14 protein-coding genes are annotated in these 18,515 nt (G+C 39.1%); 9 read left to right on the top strand and 5 right to left on the bottom strand.

Features of this window, described 5'->3' with window-relative positions; all coding sequences use genetic code 11:
* Positions 1–41 precede the first annotated feature (41 nt).
* Complete coding sequence (locus ACYVM0_RS21690) at positions 42–1,454, top strand: alpha-L-fucosidase (protein ID WP_460560623.1); 1,413 nt, start codon at positions 42–44, stop codon at positions 1,452–1,454.
* Between the two features lie 11 nt (positions 1,455–1,465).
* A complete protein-coding gene (locus ACYVM0_RS21685) occupies positions 1,466–3,589 on the top strand; it encodes an alpha-L-fucosidase (RefSeq protein WP_460560621.1) in 2,124 nt (707 codons plus the stop codon).
* Positions 3,590–3,666: 77 nt separating this feature from the next.
* Here ACYVM0_RS21685 and ACYVM0_RS21680 read toward each other — a convergent pair whose 3' ends face one another.
* Positions 3,667–4,461: an enoyl-CoA hydratase/isomerase family protein gene (locus ACYVM0_RS21680; RefSeq protein WP_460560619.1), complete on the bottom strand. Its 795-nt coding sequence runs from the start codon at positions 4,459–4,461 to the stop codon at positions 3,667–3,669.
* A gap of 374 nt (positions 4,462–4,835) precedes the next feature.
* Between ACYVM0_RS21680 and ACYVM0_RS21675 the strand changes: the two genes are divergently transcribed.
* The 5 genes from ACYVM0_RS21675 to ACYVM0_RS21655 all read left to right on the top strand — a co-directional run bounded on the left by ACYVM0_RS21675 (position 4,836) and on the right by ACYVM0_RS21655 (position 11,235).
* Entirely contained in the window at positions 4,836–5,081 is a 246-nt protein-coding gene (locus tag ACYVM0_RS21675; RefSeq protein WP_460560617.1) for a hypothetical protein, read from the top strand.
* A 666-nt stretch (positions 5,082–5,747) separates the two neighbouring features.
* A complete protein-coding gene (locus tag ACYVM0_RS21670) occupies positions 5,748–9,308 on the top strand; it encodes a sensor histidine kinase (protein ID WP_460560615.1) in 3,561 nt (1,186 codons plus the stop codon).
* Between the two features lie 4 nt (positions 9,309–9,312).
* Positions 9,313–10,053 carry a LytR/AlgR family response regulator transcription factor gene (locus tag ACYVM0_RS21665; protein WP_430987627.1) on the top strand — a complete coding sequence of 247 codons (741 nt, stop codon included), beginning with the start codon at positions 9,313–9,315 and terminating at the stop codon, positions 10,051–10,053.
* Between the two features lie 94 nt (positions 10,054–10,147).
* Positions 10,148–10,642, top strand: a complete 495-nt coding sequence (locus ACYVM0_RS21660; RefSeq protein ID WP_460560612.1) for a hypothetical protein — start codon at positions 10,148–10,150, stop codon at positions 10,640–10,642.
* Between the two features lie 185 nt (positions 10,643–10,827).
* Positions 10,828–11,235, top strand: coding sequence for a hypothetical protein (locus ACYVM0_RS21655; protein ID WP_460560610.1), 408 nt, complete (start codon positions 10,828–10,830; stop codon positions 11,233–11,235).
* Positions 11,236–11,317: 82 nt separating this feature from the next.
* Here the strand turns inward: ACYVM0_RS21655 and ACYVM0_RS21650 are convergent, their stop codons facing one another.
* On the bottom strand, positions 11,318–11,731 hold the full coding sequence (locus ACYVM0_RS21650; RefSeq protein WP_460560608.1) for a cobalamin B12-binding domain-containing protein: 414 nt from the start codon (positions 11,729–11,731) through the stop codon (positions 11,318–11,320).
* 100 nt (positions 11,732–11,831) lie between these two features.
* On the opposite strand from ACYVM0_RS21650, the gene ACYVM0_RS21645 reads away from it, so the two are divergent.
* Positions 11,832–12,980, top strand: a complete 1,149-nt coding sequence (locus ACYVM0_RS21645; RefSeq protein ID WP_460560606.1) for an ABC transporter ATP-binding protein — start codon at positions 11,832–11,834, stop codon at positions 12,978–12,980.
* A gap of 20 nt (positions 12,981–13,000) precedes the next feature.
* A complete protein-coding gene (locus ACYVM0_RS21640) occupies positions 13,001–14,503 on the top strand; it encodes a hypothetical protein (RefSeq protein WP_460560604.1) in 1,503 nt (500 codons plus the stop codon).
* A 7-nt stretch (positions 14,504–14,510) separates the two neighbouring features.
* On the opposite strand, the gene ACYVM0_RS21635 is transcribed toward ACYVM0_RS21640, so the two are convergent.
* The 3 genes from ACYVM0_RS21635 to ACYVM0_RS21625 all read right to left on the bottom strand — a co-directional run bounded on the left by ACYVM0_RS21635 (position 14,511) and on the right by ACYVM0_RS21625 (position 18,506).
* On the bottom strand, positions 14,511–15,737 hold the full coding sequence (locus ACYVM0_RS21635; protein ID WP_460560602.1) for an alpha/beta hydrolase family protein: 1,227 nt from the start codon (positions 15,735–15,737) through the stop codon (positions 14,511–14,513).
* Between the two features lie 41 nt (positions 15,738–15,778).
* Positions 15,779–17,311: a glutamate--tRNA ligase gene (gene gltX / locus ACYVM0_RS21630; RefSeq protein WP_460560600.1), complete on the bottom strand. Its 1,533-nt coding sequence runs from the start codon at positions 17,309–17,311 to the stop codon at positions 15,779–15,781.
* A gap of 331 nt (positions 17,312–17,642) precedes the next feature.
* A complete protein-coding gene (locus ACYVM0_RS21625; protein ID WP_460560598.1) occupies positions 17,643–18,506 on the bottom strand; it encodes a hypothetical protein in 864 nt (287 codons plus the stop codon).
* Positions 18,507–18,515: the final 9 nt, after the last annotated feature.

Here is an 18,515-nt window from a genome sequence, read left to right as displayed (position 1 = left end):
AAAGGCTGCAATTTTTGCAGCCTTTTATATTATCTTACAGTATGAAATTCTTAATTTTTATTATAGCCTTATCTGTTCATTGCTGCTTTGCACAAAAAACTTTACCTGCGCCTTCTCCTTCACAACTGGCCTGGCATGATATGGAGTTCTATTTGTTTGCACATTTTGGCCCCAATACATTTACCGATTTGGAATGGGGGCATGGTGATGAAAAGGAAGAAGTATTTAATCCTGCAAAACTGGATTGTAACCAATGGTGCCGTGTGGCAAAAGCAGCGGGTGCAAAAGGTATCATCATCACTGCAAAGCACCACGATGGGTTTTGTTTGTGGCCCAGCAAATTCAGTAAACACACCGTAAGAGAAAGCAAATGGAAAAATGGAAAAGGAGATGTGCTGAAGGAATTGTCTGTGGCTTGCAAAAAGTATGGTTTAAAATTCGGTGTATATATTTCTCCGTGGGATAGAAACCACCCCGACTATGGTACAGAAAAATACAATGATGTTTTTACCGGCATGATGAAAGAGTTATTTACCAGCTACGGCCCTATTACGGAACTGTGGTGGGATGGTGCCAACGGCGAAGGTCCCAATGGAAAAAAGCAAGTGTATGATTGGAAAAGATTCAGGCAAACAGTAAGAACACTTTCGCCCAAAACTGTGGTATTCAGTGATATTGGCCCTGATATAAGATGGGTAGGCAATGAAAATGGCATTGCAGGAATTACTAACTGGAATACGTTGGATATTGATGGTTTTGAACCCGGTGCCAAGGCACCATCAACCGATACACTAAATAGCGGCAATGCCTATGGCAAATACTGGATACCTGCCGAATGTGATGTAAGTATCAGGCCGGGCTGGTTTTATCATAAAGCAGAAGATGATAAAGTGAAAACACCGGCACAGTTATTTCAATTGTATGAAAAAAGCGTGGGCCGCGGTGCTAACTTATTGTTGAATGTACCTCCCGATGGCAATGGATTAATTACAACATTTGATTCAACAGCTTTGATTGGTTTTAAAAAATTAAGAGACGAAAATTTTGCAACAAATATTTTTAAACATGCCGATACCTATCATTTGTTTGGCGGCATTTTAAAAAAAGCACCGGCGGTAAGCGATGGCAGTTTACAAACGGGCGAAAAATTTACAGCAATAGAAAGAGAATCAGTAGGTGTGGAAATTAAAGCGGATAAAAAAGTGAATTGTATTGTACTATACGAGGATATTAAGGGCGGACAAAATTGTGCATCCTACAAACTTCTCTTGTTTAATAAGAGGGATGAAATGATAAAGGAAATTCATGGTACCACTATTGGCAGGAAACGCATCATTACTTTTCCTGCTGTTGATATCAATGCGATTGAGCTTACCATAGAGGGAGAACATGGTGCTACTATCATTAAAGAAATTGAAGGCTATCTGATAAATGAAAATCTTGTTGAAAAATAAAATTATTACGGATGAGAAAGACGATTGCTTTATTAACTGTTTTTTTTGCTGCCCAATTACAGGCGCAAAACTATCAACCCACCTGGCAAAGCCTGGATAAACGACCCACACCATCCTGGTTTACGGATGCTAAATTCGGCATCTTCATTCACTGGGGGGTGTATGCTGTACCGGGCTGGAGCAGCAAAGGTCAATACGCAGAGTGGTACCAGCAGGGTTTGCAGGGCAATGATACTGCAAGGCAAAAATTTCATAAAGCAAAATTTGGTAGCCGTACTTATTACGACCTGGCTAACGATTTTAAAGCAGAATTATTTAACCCCGATGAATGGGCAAAAGTATTTGAACAGAGTGGCGCTAAATATATTGTGCTTACATCCAAACATCATGATGGATTTACGTTATGGCCCAGTAAGGAATCAGACAGGGATTGGGGGTTCAAATGGAATGCAGTTGATGTAGGGCCTAAAAGAGACCTGATCGCTGATCTTTTTAAAGCAGTGCGAAAAACTTCTGTTCATGCAGGAATGTATTATTCCCTGTACGAATGGTTCAATCCTTTATGGAAAGCTGATAAAGGCAAATTTGCTGTTGAACATACCTGGCCGCAAATGAAAGAGCTTATCAATACTTATCAGCCCGATGTTTTCTGGACGGATGGCGACTGGGAAGCAAGCGACTCGGTATGGAAGAGCAAGGAGTTTTTAACCTGGTTGTACAATGAAAGCCCCGTTAAAAATAAAATTATTGTAAACGATCGCTGGGGTGCAGGCCTGCGTTTTAAACATGGGGGTATTTACACACCCGAGTATCAGCCCGATCTTGATTTTGAAGATCATGCGTGGGAGGAAAGCCGTGGTATGGGTTATAGCTACGGTTACAACAGGGAAGAAGATGCATGGGATTATAATTCCACGCAATCATTGGTATTGCAGTTGATTGACAAAGTAAGCCGAGGCGGAAATTTTTTACTGGATATTGGTCCTGATGAACACGGAAAAATTCCTCCTATTATGCAGGAGCGTTTATTGCAAATGGGCGAATGGTTAAAAGCAAACGGCGAAGCCATTTATAATACTACAAGATGGAAAGTGCATTCGCAATGGAGCGAGGGCAACCGGGAATATAAGGATAGAAGCGGTGACATGCTGTTGAAAATTACTGTTGATCCTGATCCCGGTTATGCAGTAAAAGAGATTTTTTATACCTACAATGCCAATAATAATTCTTTGTATGCCATCTTTCCAAAATATCCGGATAATAAAAAACTGGTATTGAAAGATGTTATACTGCCTGCAGGTACGGCCATCAGTTTTTTATCTGCCAAAGAAAACGTACAGTGGAAACAAAACGGCAATAATGTAGAGATCAGTTTACCCGATTATAATCCCAACAAAATAAAACTACCTTATGCGTATGTTGTAAAAATTGAAAACTTTGGCCGCTATACTAATAAGCCAAAAGTAAATGTGAGCTATGATGCCGCACTAAGACCAACGGCAGGCATGGAAAATATTACTCCCGGTGCCGTAATACACTATACAACAGATGGCACCATGCCTACAGCTTCATCACCTGTTTACACTACACCATTGCTGTTTAAAAATAATACCACACTTAAAACGATCGCAATAAAAGAAGGCCTTATTAATAGTGATGTACAGGAAACCGAAATAAAAACATATGGGCTGATGAAAGCAAGCAAACCTGCAAAAACAGCCGCCGGTTTAAACTATCGTTATTTTGAAGCTGAAGATATGAGCAGCGGAATAATGCAGCAAATACAACCTGTTAAAACAGGTATTGCAAATAAATTCAGTGTAGATAATAAAAACAGGAAATCAAAATTCGGTTTTATTTTCTCCGGCTATATCAACATTACCACAACCGGTTTATATGATTTTTTTACCAGCAGCGACGATGGCAGTCTACTATATATTGATGAGGTGCTGGTGGTAGACAATAATGGCAATCATGGTATGGAAGAAAAATCAGGAAAAGCGGTTTTGGAAAAAGGCCTGCACCAGATCAAACTTATTTATTTTGACTCGGCAGGAGATAATGGATTAACGGTGAGTTTTAATGTACAAGGAAAAAATAAAATAGAGATACCAGGTAGTATTTTATTTCATTGAAAATATTATGCTGAAGATTCAGAAATACTGCTGTAGTTTTCTTTATTTGTGAAAATCAAAGCACTTCATGGCAACAACTATTTTCCTGTAAAATTAGCTTTACGTTTTTCTAAAAAAGCTGCAGTGCCTTCTTTCATATCTTCTGTAACAAAACAGTCGCCAAAAGCTTCAATTTCTTTGGTGTAGCCGCTTTTGCCATTGTTGAAAGAACTATCGCTTAAAGCGGCAAAATTTACGCACTCCACTATTTTGCCAATGGCAAAAGGAGCTTTGCTCATGATAACATTTAAAATATCCTTTGTTCTATCTAACAAACTTTCTGCAGTGGTTACATGGTTTACCAGTTTCAATTGCAATGCTTCCGCAGCATCCACCAAATGGGCCGTCATTTGCAATTCCATACTTTTTCCTTTACCCACTAATTGCGTCAGGCGTTGTGTGCCGCCGTAACCAGGTATCAATCCAAGGTTCACTTCCGGCTGGCCAAACTTTGCATTTTCGCTGCACAACCTGAAATGGCAGGCCATCGCTAATTCGCAACCACCACCTAAGGCAAAACCATTTACTGCTGCAACAATTGGTTTTTTGCTGTTTTCAATCTTAAAAAAAACTTCCTGTCCACGCCTTGCCAAGGCCATAGCTTCTTCTTTATTCAATCCGCCAAACTCGGTAATATCTGCCCCGGCAACAAATGCCTTTGGTCCTGCCCCGGTAATAATTGCAGCTTTAATGCCGGCATTGCGCTGTACTTCATCTATAGCCGTATTTAAATCGGTAAATACCTGTTTGTTCAGGGCATTTAATTTATCAGGACGATTAATGGTGATGATATAAATACCATTTTCAACAGAAGCCAGCAGAGTTTGATACATGGGGGAATGTTTTGCCAAAAATAGCAATAAAAAGAAGAGCTGCAATAAAAACAGCAGGCAGGTTTTATAAGATCATAACCAGTATTACAATTCCCATGGCAAGAAGGGTAAACATGATAATATCTCTGATCGTTTCTTTCTTCATTTCCGGCGCTTAAAATTTACAAGTAATAGTGATTACGGATGAGGTTCAAAAGTATACCGGTAACCCATTTACCGGCAGTGGATTTTAGTAAATGGTAAGTACAGGCTATTCAGAGGTAAAGAGGTACCATTGTGCACCCGAAAGAAATTATTTTTCCTTTTAATAAACGGCAGCGGCCTTTCACTAATATCAGGCGGTTGCTTTTACAAGGCTTATATATTTTTAGTGTATGAAAAATATAGCGATCAATAAAACGGTAATACTTCCTGTGCTGGCAATTGCGGGCATCTTTGCTTACAACAACTGGAGGCAGAATATGGAGGCATCCGCTAAACAGGGCATTGGTACAATAAAAAGTGTTGTACACCAAAATGCGGCCCTGAAAAATACAGCTGTTTCAGATGCAAGTACATGGAATGATTTTACGGCGCATAAATACATTTCTTCAGCAGGAATGCCGGTAGTGAATAACTGATAGTAAAGAACAAAGAAAAACCGGTTAGGAGCACTAGCCATTTCTTTATGGCCCCGGAATTGAAGGGGCCATTTTATTTAAAATAAGCCGGCGAAAATTACAGTTACCGGAAACTAAACCACAAATACCGCAGGCTAATAAATAAGAATATAATTTTTTTAGTGTTTTACTTTTGTGCTGCAGTTAAGGCAATAAATACAACAGGAACAAAGTATAAGAAATGAGCTTTTTAATGGGAAGTATAGCCATGACAATGGCTTCAGAATAAATTAAGGTAAGTTTTTAATCCACCTGAAAAGAAAGCAATACCGGGCCTGTTTATGATGGAACGGGTACGGAAACACGGGATAATATTTAGGTTTGCAGAATAATTGTATTCAATTGCAGCAATATTATTTTCAACAGGTACAGCATTGATAAGGGTTGGCTTTAAGCCGGCCCTTTGCCGTTTAATTGGCAGCAATAACCGCAGAATAGTTTTGCAGTTTTTCATATCCTGTTTCAGGATATTTTACGCACTATTACCTCAGTTTATAAATTAACTGCAGTATATTGTTCAGGCATGCCGCAGGTGCTTACCCGGCGTAAAAAAAGTATAGTTTGCTGGTACATCGGTTTAAAAAAATATGGATAACACTGGCTGTTAGCTTTTGCTGTGCAAAAAGTATGGCCCAGTCCGGCATTGCTTTTCAACACCTCAATACTTCCAACGGGCTTTCTTACCTGGGCGTAAATACCATGTGTGTGGATACAAAAGGTAATTTATGGGTAGGCACGGGCAACGGCCTCAATATGTTCAACGGTAAAACAGTAGAAAAATATTTTGCTACAGAATATCCGCAGTTGCAGAATAACAATATAGTACAGGTGATCTGCGACAGCAGCAACAGGGTTTGGGTTTTAACTACCGGTGGTAATGTTGTTATGTTTGATGAAAGAAGGCAGTTGCACAGGGTAGCTTTGTATGAAAACAACAGTTATATAAAAACAAGGGTATTGTTAAATGCACCGGCGGGTGCAGTAACATTATTTACCGGCAACGGCAATTTTAAATTTAATGCCGGCAGCAGTTATCTGAAAACTGATTCACTTACAAAGGCACAATTTTCTTTTATACCGGTAAAGGGCTTCGATAGCCTGCAGCTTAAGGGCTTTCGACAGGTGTTTTGCTATGACGAGAATAATTATTTTTTTGTGCAGGAAGAATTGAGCTACAAAGTAAATTACGGTACGGGACAGGTGGAAAAAAAATATGACTTTCCACATTATACATTGCTGACTAAATGGGGCACCAACGAACTGCTTGTTTTTGACCGGTTAACCAACGAAGTAAAAAATATTGACCTTGCCACCACTGCAGTAAGTTACCCTTTTAAAGATCTTAAAGACCAGTTTGGAAAAAAAATTACGGCGTGGTTTACTGGTGCGGAAAAAATAAATGCCACACAATACCTTTTTACCACATTGAATTCCGGTATTTATATTTATGATAGCCATACGAAAAAAATATATAACCATACCCATAACATTGCCGATCCTTCTTCTATTGCCAATGGTGCCACTACAATTGTAACAACAGGTGAAAAGGGATGGATATTTGTAGCCACTAATCCCAATGGTGTAAGCTATTTTAATTGCAACGATATTGTAGGTAACCAGAATATTTTTACAGATAAAAAAGGTAACGGTTACGATGGCCACATTGCCGGCATAGCTACAAAAGATAATAATACTTATTACATAGGTACTGCCGAGGGTTTACTGGAATGGAAAAGAAATACCAATACCACCACCTTTATTAATTACCCCGGAGAAAAAGGAGAGCCGCTGCTGAAGAAACAGGAAGTATCTTCAATTGCAATTGATAATAAAGACAGGATTTGGGCAAGCACAGTAACTGACGGAATAGTGGTAATAGATAAAAATTTAAAACTGGTACGGCAGGTTAAAAATACCGGTACCGGAAAATATATCATTAAACTAAAGAAGGTTTCTTACCTCACACTGGCGCCCGATGGTAATATATGGGCCTGTGGCGGAAATGGTATTTGCAAAATAAATCCCGAAACATTCGAAGTGGATAATTTTGAACACTCTCCGCTTGCAAAACTGGATTCAATCTATTGCGTGCCATTAGTGTTTACAGATAAGGATAATTTATGGGTTGCAACTTATAATTCGGGGGCCTATCACTTTAACCTGGCAACCCGGCAATTGGAAATACGCAGTACTTCCAATGGTTTATCCAGCAATGGAATTTTTTGTATCAATGCTGATAACAAAAAAAATATTTATATCGGTTCCCGCCAGGGCCTGGATATTTTATATACAGATGGCAGGGTTAAAAATATTTCACAAAAAGATGGATTACTTATTGACAGGGTGGAAGGTTTGTTACTCGATAAACACGACCGCATGTGGATTGGAAATGATATCGGGCTGGCCTGTTATAATATTGCCGACAGTACGATTACTTCTTACGACGAACGATATGGGTTAAGTACTTATGGTTTCAGGGTAGGGTCATATTTTCAAACACCTGGTGGCGAATTTGTTTTTGGTACACCTAAAGGCCTGCAATATTTTTATCCCGATTCCTTGTTCAACAAAAAAATATTACTCAATGCTTTGGTTAACAGAATTGAAACCAAAAGTATAGTCTCTAATATTACAGAAACCGCCAGCTTTGAATTGCCTTCTTCGGATAACCAGGTGAGTTTCTATTTCAGCTCAGTAGATTATTCTCCGCATTTACGTACCTATTATCAATATCGTTTAGAAGGATTGGATAAAGACTGGATAAAAGTTACCGATCAGAATTTTGTACGCTACAGTTCTCTGTCTCCCGGAAAATATACTTTTAAGGTAAGAATAAGCAATGATAATAAAAACTGGCAGGCTGCAGAAAATGAAGTGACCATTACTATTTCTACACCACTCTATAAAACCTGGTGGTTTAGATTATTGGGCAGTTTGTTAGCCGTTTTACTGATTGTGTATGTAATAAATTATTACCGCAAACAACAAATGGAAAAACGCAGTCACCTGGAAACAGAATTGGTGATCACTTATTTTGCGTCGCAGATAAACAGCCATAAAAACACCGACGAACTGCTTTGGGATGTTGCAAAAAACTGTATCAGCAAATTGAATTTTGAGGACTGTGTTATTTATTTGAAAGATGAAACAAGAAACGTGCTGGTGCAAAAAGCTGCTTATGGCCCCAAAAATCCGGTTGATTTTACCATTCACGAACCTATTGAAATACCTGTAGGCAAAGGCATTACCGGCACTGTAGCAGTAACAGGTAAAGCAGAGATCATTAATAATACCGAAAAAGACAACCGGTATATTGTTGATGATGGCATACGCTATTCGGAAATAGCGGTGCCGATACTAATTGATGATAAGGTAGTGGGTGTGATAGACAGCGAGCACAGGCAAAAGCATTTTTTCTCCGAAAAGCATGTGATCATCTTGCAAACCATTGCAGCATTATGTGCCAACCAGATGCAAAAAACAAGAGCTGAAGAAGAAAAACAAAAGGCCACTATTGAATTGTGGGAAAATAAACAGAAAGCCACCGAAAGCCGCCTGCAAAGTTTACGCCTGCAAATGAATCCGCATTTTTTGTTCAATGCATTGAACTCCATTCAGCAAATGATATTAGCTAATGAAGAAATGGTGGCCACACGGTATTTATCCCGATTTTCAAAATTATTGCGTATGGTGCTTTTGCACAGCGATAAAGAGTCGATCACATTAAGAGAAGAAATTGATATACTTAAAATGTATATCGAACTGGAATCGGTACGATTTAAAGAATCATTTACTTACAGTATTCATTGTGATGAAGCCATTGAAATAGAAGAAATAAAAATTCCTACATTACTTATTCAGCCTTTTGTGGAAAATGCTATCTGGCATGGATTAATGCATAAGGAAAACAACCGAAGGCTTACCATAACCTTTACCGAGATGCAGGATTTTTTACAATGCATCATTGAAGATAACGGAGTGGGAAGAGGTAAGGCATCAGAAATAAAAGGCCTTACCGGCAGCGATAAAAAGCATACCAGCAAAGGCATTGCTGTATCAGAAGAGCGGTTAAAAACACTTACTAATAGTTTAGGCAAAAACGGATCTATCCAGATACATGACCTGGTGGATATTGATGGCGAAGGCCTCGGTACCAAAGTTGTAATTAATTTTCCAATTCAAAACTAATACAATGCTTAAAGCGCTTTTAATTGACGACGAAGAAAGGGCAACAGATTCTCTAAGGCTTATGATTGAAAAAGCAGTACCTGAAATAATGCAGGTAAAAGTTTGCAACGACTCAAGAAAAGCTGCAGAGATCATCCATGAATTTCAGCCGGGCCTCGTTTTCCTGGATATACAAATGCCTCACCTGAACGGTTTTCAGATGCTGGAGAAAATGCCCAACAAAAATTTTAAACTCATTTTCACAACTGCCTATAATGAGTATGCTATACAGGCCATCCGTTTTAGTGCTTTCGACTATTTGCTAAAACCCATTGACGTGGAGGAATTGCAGTTATCTGTACAACGCTTTTTGCAAACCACACAGGATTATAAAGAACAGTACGACCTGCTGAAGAATATTATGCACAATATACAATCGCCTTCGTCGGATGAGTTTAGGCTGGCACTACCCACAAAAGAAGGGGTGCATTACCTGCAGCCGGCTGATATCATACGTTGTGAAGCGGTAGGCAATTACACTAAATTTTTTACAGAAGGAGGAAAGAGTTACCTGATATCAAAAACGCTGGGGGAATATGATGCTCTGCTAACGCCACAGCATTTTATCCGCACACACAAAAGCCACCTGGTAAATAAAAAATTTATTTCCTTTATCGATCATGATGGATTTGCAGTATTAAAAGATAAAACTAAGGTAGAGGTAAGCCGCAGGCGTAAAGAAGAAGTGATGGAAGCATTGAAATAAAATTGCCTTTTACTAAATACAAAATACCATTCAATCGTTTTGCCCTGTTCAGGCCACACCTGAAATGTTGCTTTGCAAAACTTATTTTTTTTGAATGGCAAACTTTTATCCCCTGGCCCTGCACAATGAATGGCACTACAAACAAAATGACGGCACTACATACAGTAACAAGATCATTCATGCTACTGGTAACCAGTTTGCCCTGCATAATAGCACCGCTAATACTATCAGCATTGTAAAAACTGACGGTCACCTTATTATTACCGATGCATTGGAAGCGGGCAACTTTCAACCCTGGCTTACAAATGATTTACAAAAAGGCGATAACTGGGTAGTGAAATTTAAAGCCAATGGCATTGATAATATGCTGGTGATGACAGTAATTGCCGCAGGAATAAATAAAGAAGTGGAAGGGAAGCTCTATAATAATGTGGTTGTTGTGGAAGCAGAAAATAAGATGATGATGAACGACAGTCTGAAGTCACTGAATTTTTTTACACAATATTATTATGCCGAAGGTGTGGGGCTAATAGTAACTACTTCATCTGCAGGAGATGTACATGCGTTAACACATTATACACTTCATTAAATATGCGTTTGCCTTATCCTTAGCTGCTTTACAAAAGCAGCTTTTTTTATTACCTGCATATTTCATTTATTGCCGTTGGTTAAATAGCTGAGCCCTTTCAATAGTTTAATTTATTCATACGTTGTATTACTTCTTTCCTTTGCACTCAATTAAAAAACAACCCCTAAAAAAATAAAGTACATTGTATGAACACAGTAGTAAAAACGCAGGTTAAGAAATTTCTGAAACAAACATTTTTCATTGGCGCACTGTTTTCTTCCAGTGCATTTATTTTTATACGTTTAATGATTTACCCGCTGCCCATCGAACCGGGAGAGGATGGAATGATCTTTATCAAAACAATTTTAACAGGATGGCTGATTGTAATGGTGGGTAAAGGAGCATTTGAAGGCCTGGTATATATTGGTGAATCCGCACAAAGATTTATTCAAAACTATATTCAATCAACAGTTGACAAAGCAAACATTTATAACAATCGAAATTTTATTTCGGAGTATTTATACAAAGTGCAGGAAAAAAGAAGGGTTGGCCAGGTAAGATTTTTTAATAAGGTAGTAAAATCAACAGAAGTACCTGCATTGGGAGAAGAGTAGTAAATTAGCGGCAAACAGGTAGCAGAAAGCAACATATTGTTTTCTGCTTTATTCTGAAAAATGTTTTGAGAATAATTGCCGCCTAAAAACTTCTGTTTTCTTTAACCCAGCCCTTAATGTAATCCGCAATATCTGTAGTAGGTGTACCAGGTGCAAATAATTTTCCTACACCCATTGCATTCAGCGCCTTCATGTCATCTTCTGGAATAATGCCTCCGCCGGTGAGTAATACGTCGGTCATTTCTTTTTCTTTCATCAAAGCAATTACTTTTGGAAAAACAGTATTGTGTGCACCACTTAAAATGCTGATGCCTATCGCATCCACATCTTCCTGTAATGCAGCATTCACCACCATTTCAGGCGTTTGGCGCAGGCCGGTATAAATTACTTCCATGCCGGCATCACGTAAGGCTGTGGCAATTACTTTGGCACCACGGTCGTGGCCATCCAAACCTACTTTAGCTACCAAAACCCTTATCGGCCTGTTCTTTTCCATATGCAATTGATTAAAACTTTTGTAAAAGTAAATCTATTCACCAAATATCTGTAATACTTTCCTATTTTGCAGATCACTAATTTACCCTTCATTTTATTTTATGAACACATCTGTTGCCGGTGAAATTGCCGATTACTTAAAACATGGTGATTATTCTGTTGCAGTAAGAAGAACCCTGGATTATTGTTTAGATACCGGGGACGATACTTTAATAGAAACTGCTATCAGCTGGAGCAGGGAATATCATGAAAATGAAAATTCAAAACCGGAAAAACCCATACCGGATAATTTTATCAGCCAGGCCGAAAGTATTTTGCAACAGGCAAAAACCGTAACCGGTAGCAGCACCGTTGCAAACTATCCATTGATAAGTGCCGAAAAAATTTCTAAAACTTACAGCGGCGGAAATTTTAGTTTAAAACCTATCGACCTGTCTGTTGGTACAGGAACCGTGTTAGGCGTGGTGGGCGAAAACGGAAATGGTAAAACCACTTTGCTGCGTTGCCTTGCCGGCCAGCTGGCATTGGACAATGGCGAAATAAAATATCACTTGTTGCAACAGCCTGATGCCTATGCAATAAAAAACCATATTGCATTTATACCACAGCGTATTCCTAAATGGTATGGATTGCTGAAAGATAACCTGCATTTCAGTGCATCGATAGCGGGTGTTTACGGTGCTAAAAATGATCTGATGGTAAATTTTATGCTGGAGCGTTTAAACCTCAGCAGCTATGCCCATCTTACCTGGAACCAGATCAGCAGCGGCTACCGCACCCGTTTTGAAATTGCAAGAATATTATTGCAAAAACCAAGGCTGCTGATTTTAGATGAACCATTGGCTAACCTCGATATTAATGCCCAGCAAACTATTTTAACTGATCTTATTTTTATGGCAAAGGGTGCACACAATCCAATGGGCATCATTTTAAGTTCGCAGCAATTGCATGAAGTGGAAAAAGTTGCAGATACGGTGATCTTTATTAAACAAGGCAATTGCCTGTACAGCAGTAACGACAGGGCAGAAAAAATTACAAGCAATGCTGTGGAATTTGAAACAGCAGCAGGCAGGGAAAGTATTGTGGATTTATTTGGCGAGGGTACAATTGAACTACAATTCAACGGAGGATTTTATACTATTATTTCAACTGCATTAACGGCACAGGAAATAATAGGAAGAATGATAACGGCAAATATTCCCGTTACTTATTTCAGGGATATTACTTACAGTACAAAACGCTTTTTTTAAACACTGCAACAACTACTTCAATGAATAAACGGCCATTAGTTCCTGCTTTTTTACAAAAAATTGATGACAACTTATTGCGCAATAAGCCCACAATATGGGCTACAAGAACACACCTGGTACTGTGGTTTGCGGTTTTATTTGCATTGGCACTAAGTATATTTTGTTATCTGGCTTTTTTTGATGCCAAACAATACAACAGCATTGGCGGTTGGATTACATTTGTTGGCCTCCTGGCATTTATTGGTTTTGTGTTCTGGTTAATATTTTTATTGCGCTTCAATGTATTTAAACGCTATGGTAACTGGTTTGCATGGGATGGTGTAAAAGCTTTTGCATTGTATTTTGTATGTATCGGCGCAATGGTAGCGGTTTGTTTTATTCCTTCGGCAATAGAAACCTACCGTGCCAACCAGCAATTTGGTAACGATGAAATTGTAAACGACATCAATGAATTAAATACTACTGCCTGTAAACTGGAATATGGTTTACTGCCCTTAGATTGGAAAAAAGATACCTGTAAAGTGGTGAATGAATTACCTACTGAAAGTACCGCCGGTGTGCAGGCTGAAAACAGGGGAGATACAGTGGTATATGTTGACAAACCGGTGTTTCGTGTTATTGATACTGCGGAGTTAAGAACAAAACTGTTTCAAACAGATAGTGTGGTAAAGGTCAGCGATTCTTTGTATGTTTTTTTTGAATGTAATAATTATAATTTTATTGGTTCTTACAATGCTGATGCTTATGCTTCAAAAAAAATACTGCGCTCTGCAGCAATATACAGAACGGTAATCAGGAATTATCAAAAACCCGACAGGGCAGCTTTGCTCAACAGGATGGAAGCATTAAAAATTAAATATGCTGCAGATAGCCGTTATGGTTATTATTATGATGGTGATGACAGTTATAATGTGAATGACAATTATGAAACTAAGATCAGGAAACAATACAGCTTATCAAGGATCGGTTTCGGTATTGACAATGCAGTAACAAAAAAATATGCGTGGAAGTATGACTGGAGCAGTTACCTGAGGATATTTTTTTACATTACGTTTGTACTAACCTTGCTGGTATTTATTTTCAGGCATAGCACAACCAAAACATTCTTTCTTTCCCTGTTAACCGCAGTGATACTGGTAATTTTTACGGGGTTTATGATGGTGGCTAATTACAGCAGCAGCGAAACCACCGTACTTTCTTTTATTGTGGTGTACTATATCATATTTGCAGCTATTGCACTTTCCATATTTGGTGCAAAAGTGCGTAAGGCAATACAGGGCATTGCACTCAACTTATTTTTATTTATGACACCATTTATTCCGCTGGTATTTGTAGCCTTGAATGATGCGATGAAAGATCATTATAGCAGGTACCAGGTAAACGGAGTAACGGTTGACGAATCCTACAATCTTCCTTTATACCTGCTGATTGCAGAAATAGTGGGTGTGGTAATTTTCTTAGCGTTACTGGAACCTCTATTCAGGAAGCTCTATCGTAAATGGTTTGCAGCGGCAGAAGATTAAATACGTTTTATAAACACTGTGTATTTAAAAACTTTAAAGTAACCCTGTTATAATCACTGTACATCTGGTGGTCAGATACGGCGAGGTCTATTTGTTCTATCACAAAAAGTTTTTGTAATGCATTCAAACTATTCAATTGCGAAAAGGCAGTGGGGTTAGATTGATAAGTGGTTACAAATGCATCAGAATAACCGATAAAATAATTTTTATTGGTGAGATAGCCTTTGCTTTTTAATTCATTAAAAACTGCAGTGGATTGTGCAACGGAGATATCGCCCCTTCTTGCAAAACGTTCGGCATATAAAGGCGAGTGTTCTTTAATAAAATATTTACTGCAAATGCCACGGCTGTTAAATGTGCCGGAATTGGCCAGCGCATCTGCGTTGCCCTGTGGCCCCACGTTGTCATTATTGTCAAACCTTGCCATACAAAATTGAAATGGTGTGGTGGATGTTTGTGCGATGGGAGCGCCGCTTGGCGCACAATAACTAACGCCTGCTGTATATTTAAAAAGTGCAGATAGTGATGCAGAAAAAGCACCACCATTGCTCATACCTGCAGAGTAACGCAGCTTGGTTCTGTTAGTAGTACCACGGTTATAAAAAGTATCGGTAATGATTTTTATATTGGCATAATCCACATTGGTGGTGGAATCAAAAGGGCTGTAACCCCATCTTAATTTTCCATCGCCATTGGCATCAATACCTGTTGTAGCTTCTTCCGCTTCTGTAATAATGATACCAAAATTATTATTCACCAGGTCTTTATACAATTGCTTAAACTCAAAACTATTGGCCACATTAGCTGCGTTGCCACCCGAGCCATGCAATAAATACACAAAACCTTTGTGCCCTGCCGGAAAGTAATAATACACGGGTTTCATTCTGTCTCTTCCCCTGATCATTTCATATTGTAACGTAAATGCTGTAATACTTTTTACACTGCCTGTAAAAGCAACAGCCCTGGCCGGCATGATAAACCAGGTATGCCATTCTTCAAAAGCATTTAAAAGCGACACATCACTGCCGCTCCATTTATCAAATACCTGTGCATCGGTGTAGGAAGTGCTGAAAATATGTACGGTATCGCCGGTTTTATATTTACCGGCACCATAACCGTTGTTTACAGTAACTGTAAAACTATCTGTGGTAACAACAGGAGGTAATGTATCAGATGAAGTTTTTTTACAGGAAACAAAACCCAATACGAGTGCAGCAATAAGCAGGTGTTTCATTAAGATGATTTTGGCGATAGACAATATTTCGCAGCCCGGGTTTAAAGGGCCGAAAAAATAGCTAACGCCTTTTTAATTCTGTTTATTGTAGCCGTTTTACCTATAGCTTCTGCAATTACAAAAACAGGTGGGCCAAACTTTCCTCCCACCAGCATAATGCGTAAAGGCAATTGCAATTCGCCGGGTTTAATATTTTTTTCAGTGGCTAAATTTTTGAAAGCTTCTTCTATAACACCTAACTCCCAGTTCCCGGTTCCGGTTAATGTAGTAACAAATTCTTCAAAAAAATTGTTCTTGTCCAGATTCCATTTTGGTTTTACAGCATCGCTGTCCAACGTTTCAGGATCTTTAAAAAAGAAAACTGATTGCTCATAAAAATCCGGTAATAAAGTACAGCGGTCTTTTACAAGGCCAATTACTTTATCTATTTTATCTGTATCTGCAATATCAATTCCTCCATGGGTAAGAATGGGTTCTATCAGCAATCTCAAATCCGAAAGCTGCAATCGCTTTATCCATTCATGGTTGAACCACTTTGCTTTTTCATAATCAAACTTTGCACCACCGCTATGCACACGGTCAATACTGAATTTTTCGATCAACTCTTCTTTGGTAAATAATTCCTGTTCGGTGCCGGCATTCCAGCCTAATAATGCCAACAGGTTAATGAAGGCTTCAGGTAAAAATCCTTTTTCTTTAAATCCTTCCGTGAGTTCGTTGGTTTTAGGATCCATCCAGTTCATGGCAAAAACCGGGAAGCCGTATTTTGCGCCATCTCTTTTACTCAACTTGCCACTGGGCCCCAATATTAATGGCAGATGTGCCCATTCCGGCATCTGATCTAACCCAAACAAATATTTCCACAGCAATACATGCACAGGTGCGCTGGGCAGCCATTCTTCGCCACGGAATGCATGAGTGATCTGCATCAAATAATCGTCTACCACCACGGCTAAATGATAAGTAGGCATACCATCCGCTTTCAATAAAACTTTATCATCTACCAGGTCAGTTTCATTTTTTATTTCACCACGTATCATATCCGTAAACGTTGTGGTTTCTCCTTTTGGCATTTTGATTCTTATCACATGCCTTGCGCCATCTGCTAATAACTTACTCACTTCACCGGCTGTTAATGTCAATGAGTTCTTCATCTTCATTCTCAGATGATGATCATATTGCGGGGAAGGATTTTCTGCAGACTTAAAATCATTACGCATTTTTTCCAGTTCTTCCGGCGTATCAAATGCGTAATAGGCATGGCCGTCTGCAATTAATTTTTCAGCATACTGTTTGTAAACGCCTTGTTCTTTTCTTTCGCTCTGGCGATACGGGCCGTAAGCGCCGCCATGCAACGGGCTTTCATCAGGCTCAATACCACACCATTTAAGGCAATCAAAAATATATTGCTCTGCACCTTCCACAAACCTTGTCTGGTCAGTATCTTCAATACGAACAATAAAATCTCCGCCTTTATTCTTTGCAAATAAATAATTGTACAATACAGTGCGTACACCACCTAAATGTAAGCCACCTGTGGGGCTGGGTGCAAATCTTACTCTTACTTTACTCATGCTGCAAAGATACGGCCAGGAACAACTATATTTCGCACACTGATCACAAGGATTGTACACTTGCACTCGGATTTTATTCTGCTTTGCAGGATAAGTTGGATTTTTTTGATAATGCTGCATTCTGCCAAAGCAGGAGTATCAATGCTCATCCGGTTCCAGGGAGTATTGGTGGATTCAATAGTTGGTTTAGTATCTTAGAAATCATTTAAAATCTCTATCACCCATTGCATACCAGTTTTTATTTGCTCTAACACAGCCACGCAATGAGGCCAATAAAAAACCGCTCCTGCTTTGGGTCAGGAACGGTTATGAAATATCAATCATAAAAAATTTATCGCAGTAATATTGTTCTTGGCGCCTGCCCGTCAATTGAAATGGTGGCAATCCTGTCGCAGTCGCCATTGCCAAAATCTATAACAGCATTGTGGCTGGCACCCTGTACTTTTAATTTACCGGCACTGATATTATCGCAATTGATTTTCTTTTGCAACGCTTCAGTAATAAAACAATCTCTTGTTTTACCTGCTGCATTGGTTACGGTATGGTTACCGGTAACTAAAAAGATATCATCCAGCAAAGTACTGGGTGTATTGGCCCCGGCTATCTGTACAATTTCTCTAAGGCCGCTGTGCAACCAATACATGCCATTAGGTGCAGTTACCTTTCCGTTTTCCACTTTGCTCTGCCAGCTACGGGTACTGGGTATGCTCGTGTTCGTCCAGGTAATGGTACCTTCTTTTTTAAAATTATTTACGTAATAGTTTACAAACGTCATTACTGCTTTACTGCCTGGTTTTCTAACTGAATCAGACAACACTATATTCAACTTCCCTTTATGTACAATACCGCCTGGCGAAGTGCAGCTTCCGCTTCCAAAATCAATCACAATGGTTTTGGGAAAGCCTGAAGCAGGCGTTACAGATACAGTGGCGCAGGCCAGTAAATTGGCCGTTTCTACGGGTTGAGGTGCAAAACTGTTACCCAGCAGGTTTTTATCTGCTGCGGCTTCTATAAAAACATTATTGGCATCTTCGGTTAAATTATCTGCAATGGCCTGGTCGCCGCTTAACTCAAAAGTAGTTTCCGATTCGGTATCCGGCGCTACTGCGTCATCAATACTTCCTTTTTTACAGGAAAATAAACTGATTGTAAGTGCAGCCAGTACAAACGCTGTTAGGAGTCTATTTGTTTTCATAGGCATTTT

It is taken from the genome of Ferruginibacter profundus (assembly GCF_054783275.1).
This window is presented reverse-complemented; position numbering and strand designations above follow the sequence as displayed.

Bases quoted from the DNA above. Each gene is read 5' to 3' on its own strand.
- ACYVM0_RS21690 (WP_460560623.1), top strand. From the start codon at position 42: ATGAAATTCTTAATTTTTATTATAGCCTTATCTGTTCATTGCTGCTTT.
- ACYVM0_RS21685 (WP_460560621.1), top strand. From the start codon at position 1,466: ATGAGAAAGACGATTGCTTTATTAACTGTTTTTTTTGCTGCCCAATTA.
- ACYVM0_RS21680 (WP_460560619.1), bottom strand. From the start codon at position 4,461: ATGTATCAAACTCTGCTGGCTTCTGTTGAAAATGGTATTTATATCATC.
- ACYVM0_RS21675 (WP_460560617.1), top strand. From the start codon at position 4,836: ATGAAAAATATAGCGATCAATAAAACGGTAATACTTCCTGTGCTGGCA.
- ACYVM0_RS21670 (WP_460560615.1), top strand. From the start codon at position 5,748: ATGGCCCAGTCCGGCATTGCTTTTCAACACCTCAATACTTCCAACGGG.
- ACYVM0_RS21665 (WP_430987627.1), top strand. From the start codon at position 9,313: ATGCTTAAAGCGCTTTTAATTGACGACGAAGAAAGGGCAACAGATTCT.
- ACYVM0_RS21660 (WP_460560612.1), top strand. From the start codon at position 10,148: ATGGCAAACTTTTATCCCCTGGCCCTGCACAATGAATGGCACTACAAA.
- ACYVM0_RS21655 (WP_460560610.1), top strand. From the start codon at position 10,828: ATGAACACAGTAGTAAAAACGCAGGTTAAGAAATTTCTGAAACAAACA.
- ACYVM0_RS21650 (WP_460560608.1), bottom strand. From the start codon at position 11,731: ATGGAAAAGAACAGGCCGATAAGGGTTTTGGTAGCTAAAGTAGGTTTG.
- ACYVM0_RS21645 (WP_460560606.1), top strand. From the start codon at position 11,832: ATGAACACATCTGTTGCCGGTGAAATTGCCGATTACTTAAAACATGGT.
- ACYVM0_RS21640 (WP_460560604.1), top strand. From the start codon at position 13,001: ATGAATAAACGGCCATTAGTTCCTGCTTTTTTACAAAAAATTGATGAC.
- ACYVM0_RS21635 (WP_460560602.1), bottom strand. From the start codon at position 15,737: ATGAAACACCTGCTTATTGCTGCACTCGTATTGGGTTTTGTTTCCTGT.
- gltX (WP_460560600.1), bottom strand. From the start codon at position 17,311: ATGAGTAAAGTAAGAGTAAGATTTGCACCCAGCCCCACAGGTGGCTTA.
- ACYVM0_RS21625 (WP_460560598.1), bottom strand. From the start codon at position 18,506: ATGAAAACAAATAGACTCCTAACAGCGTTTGTACTGGCTGCACTTACA.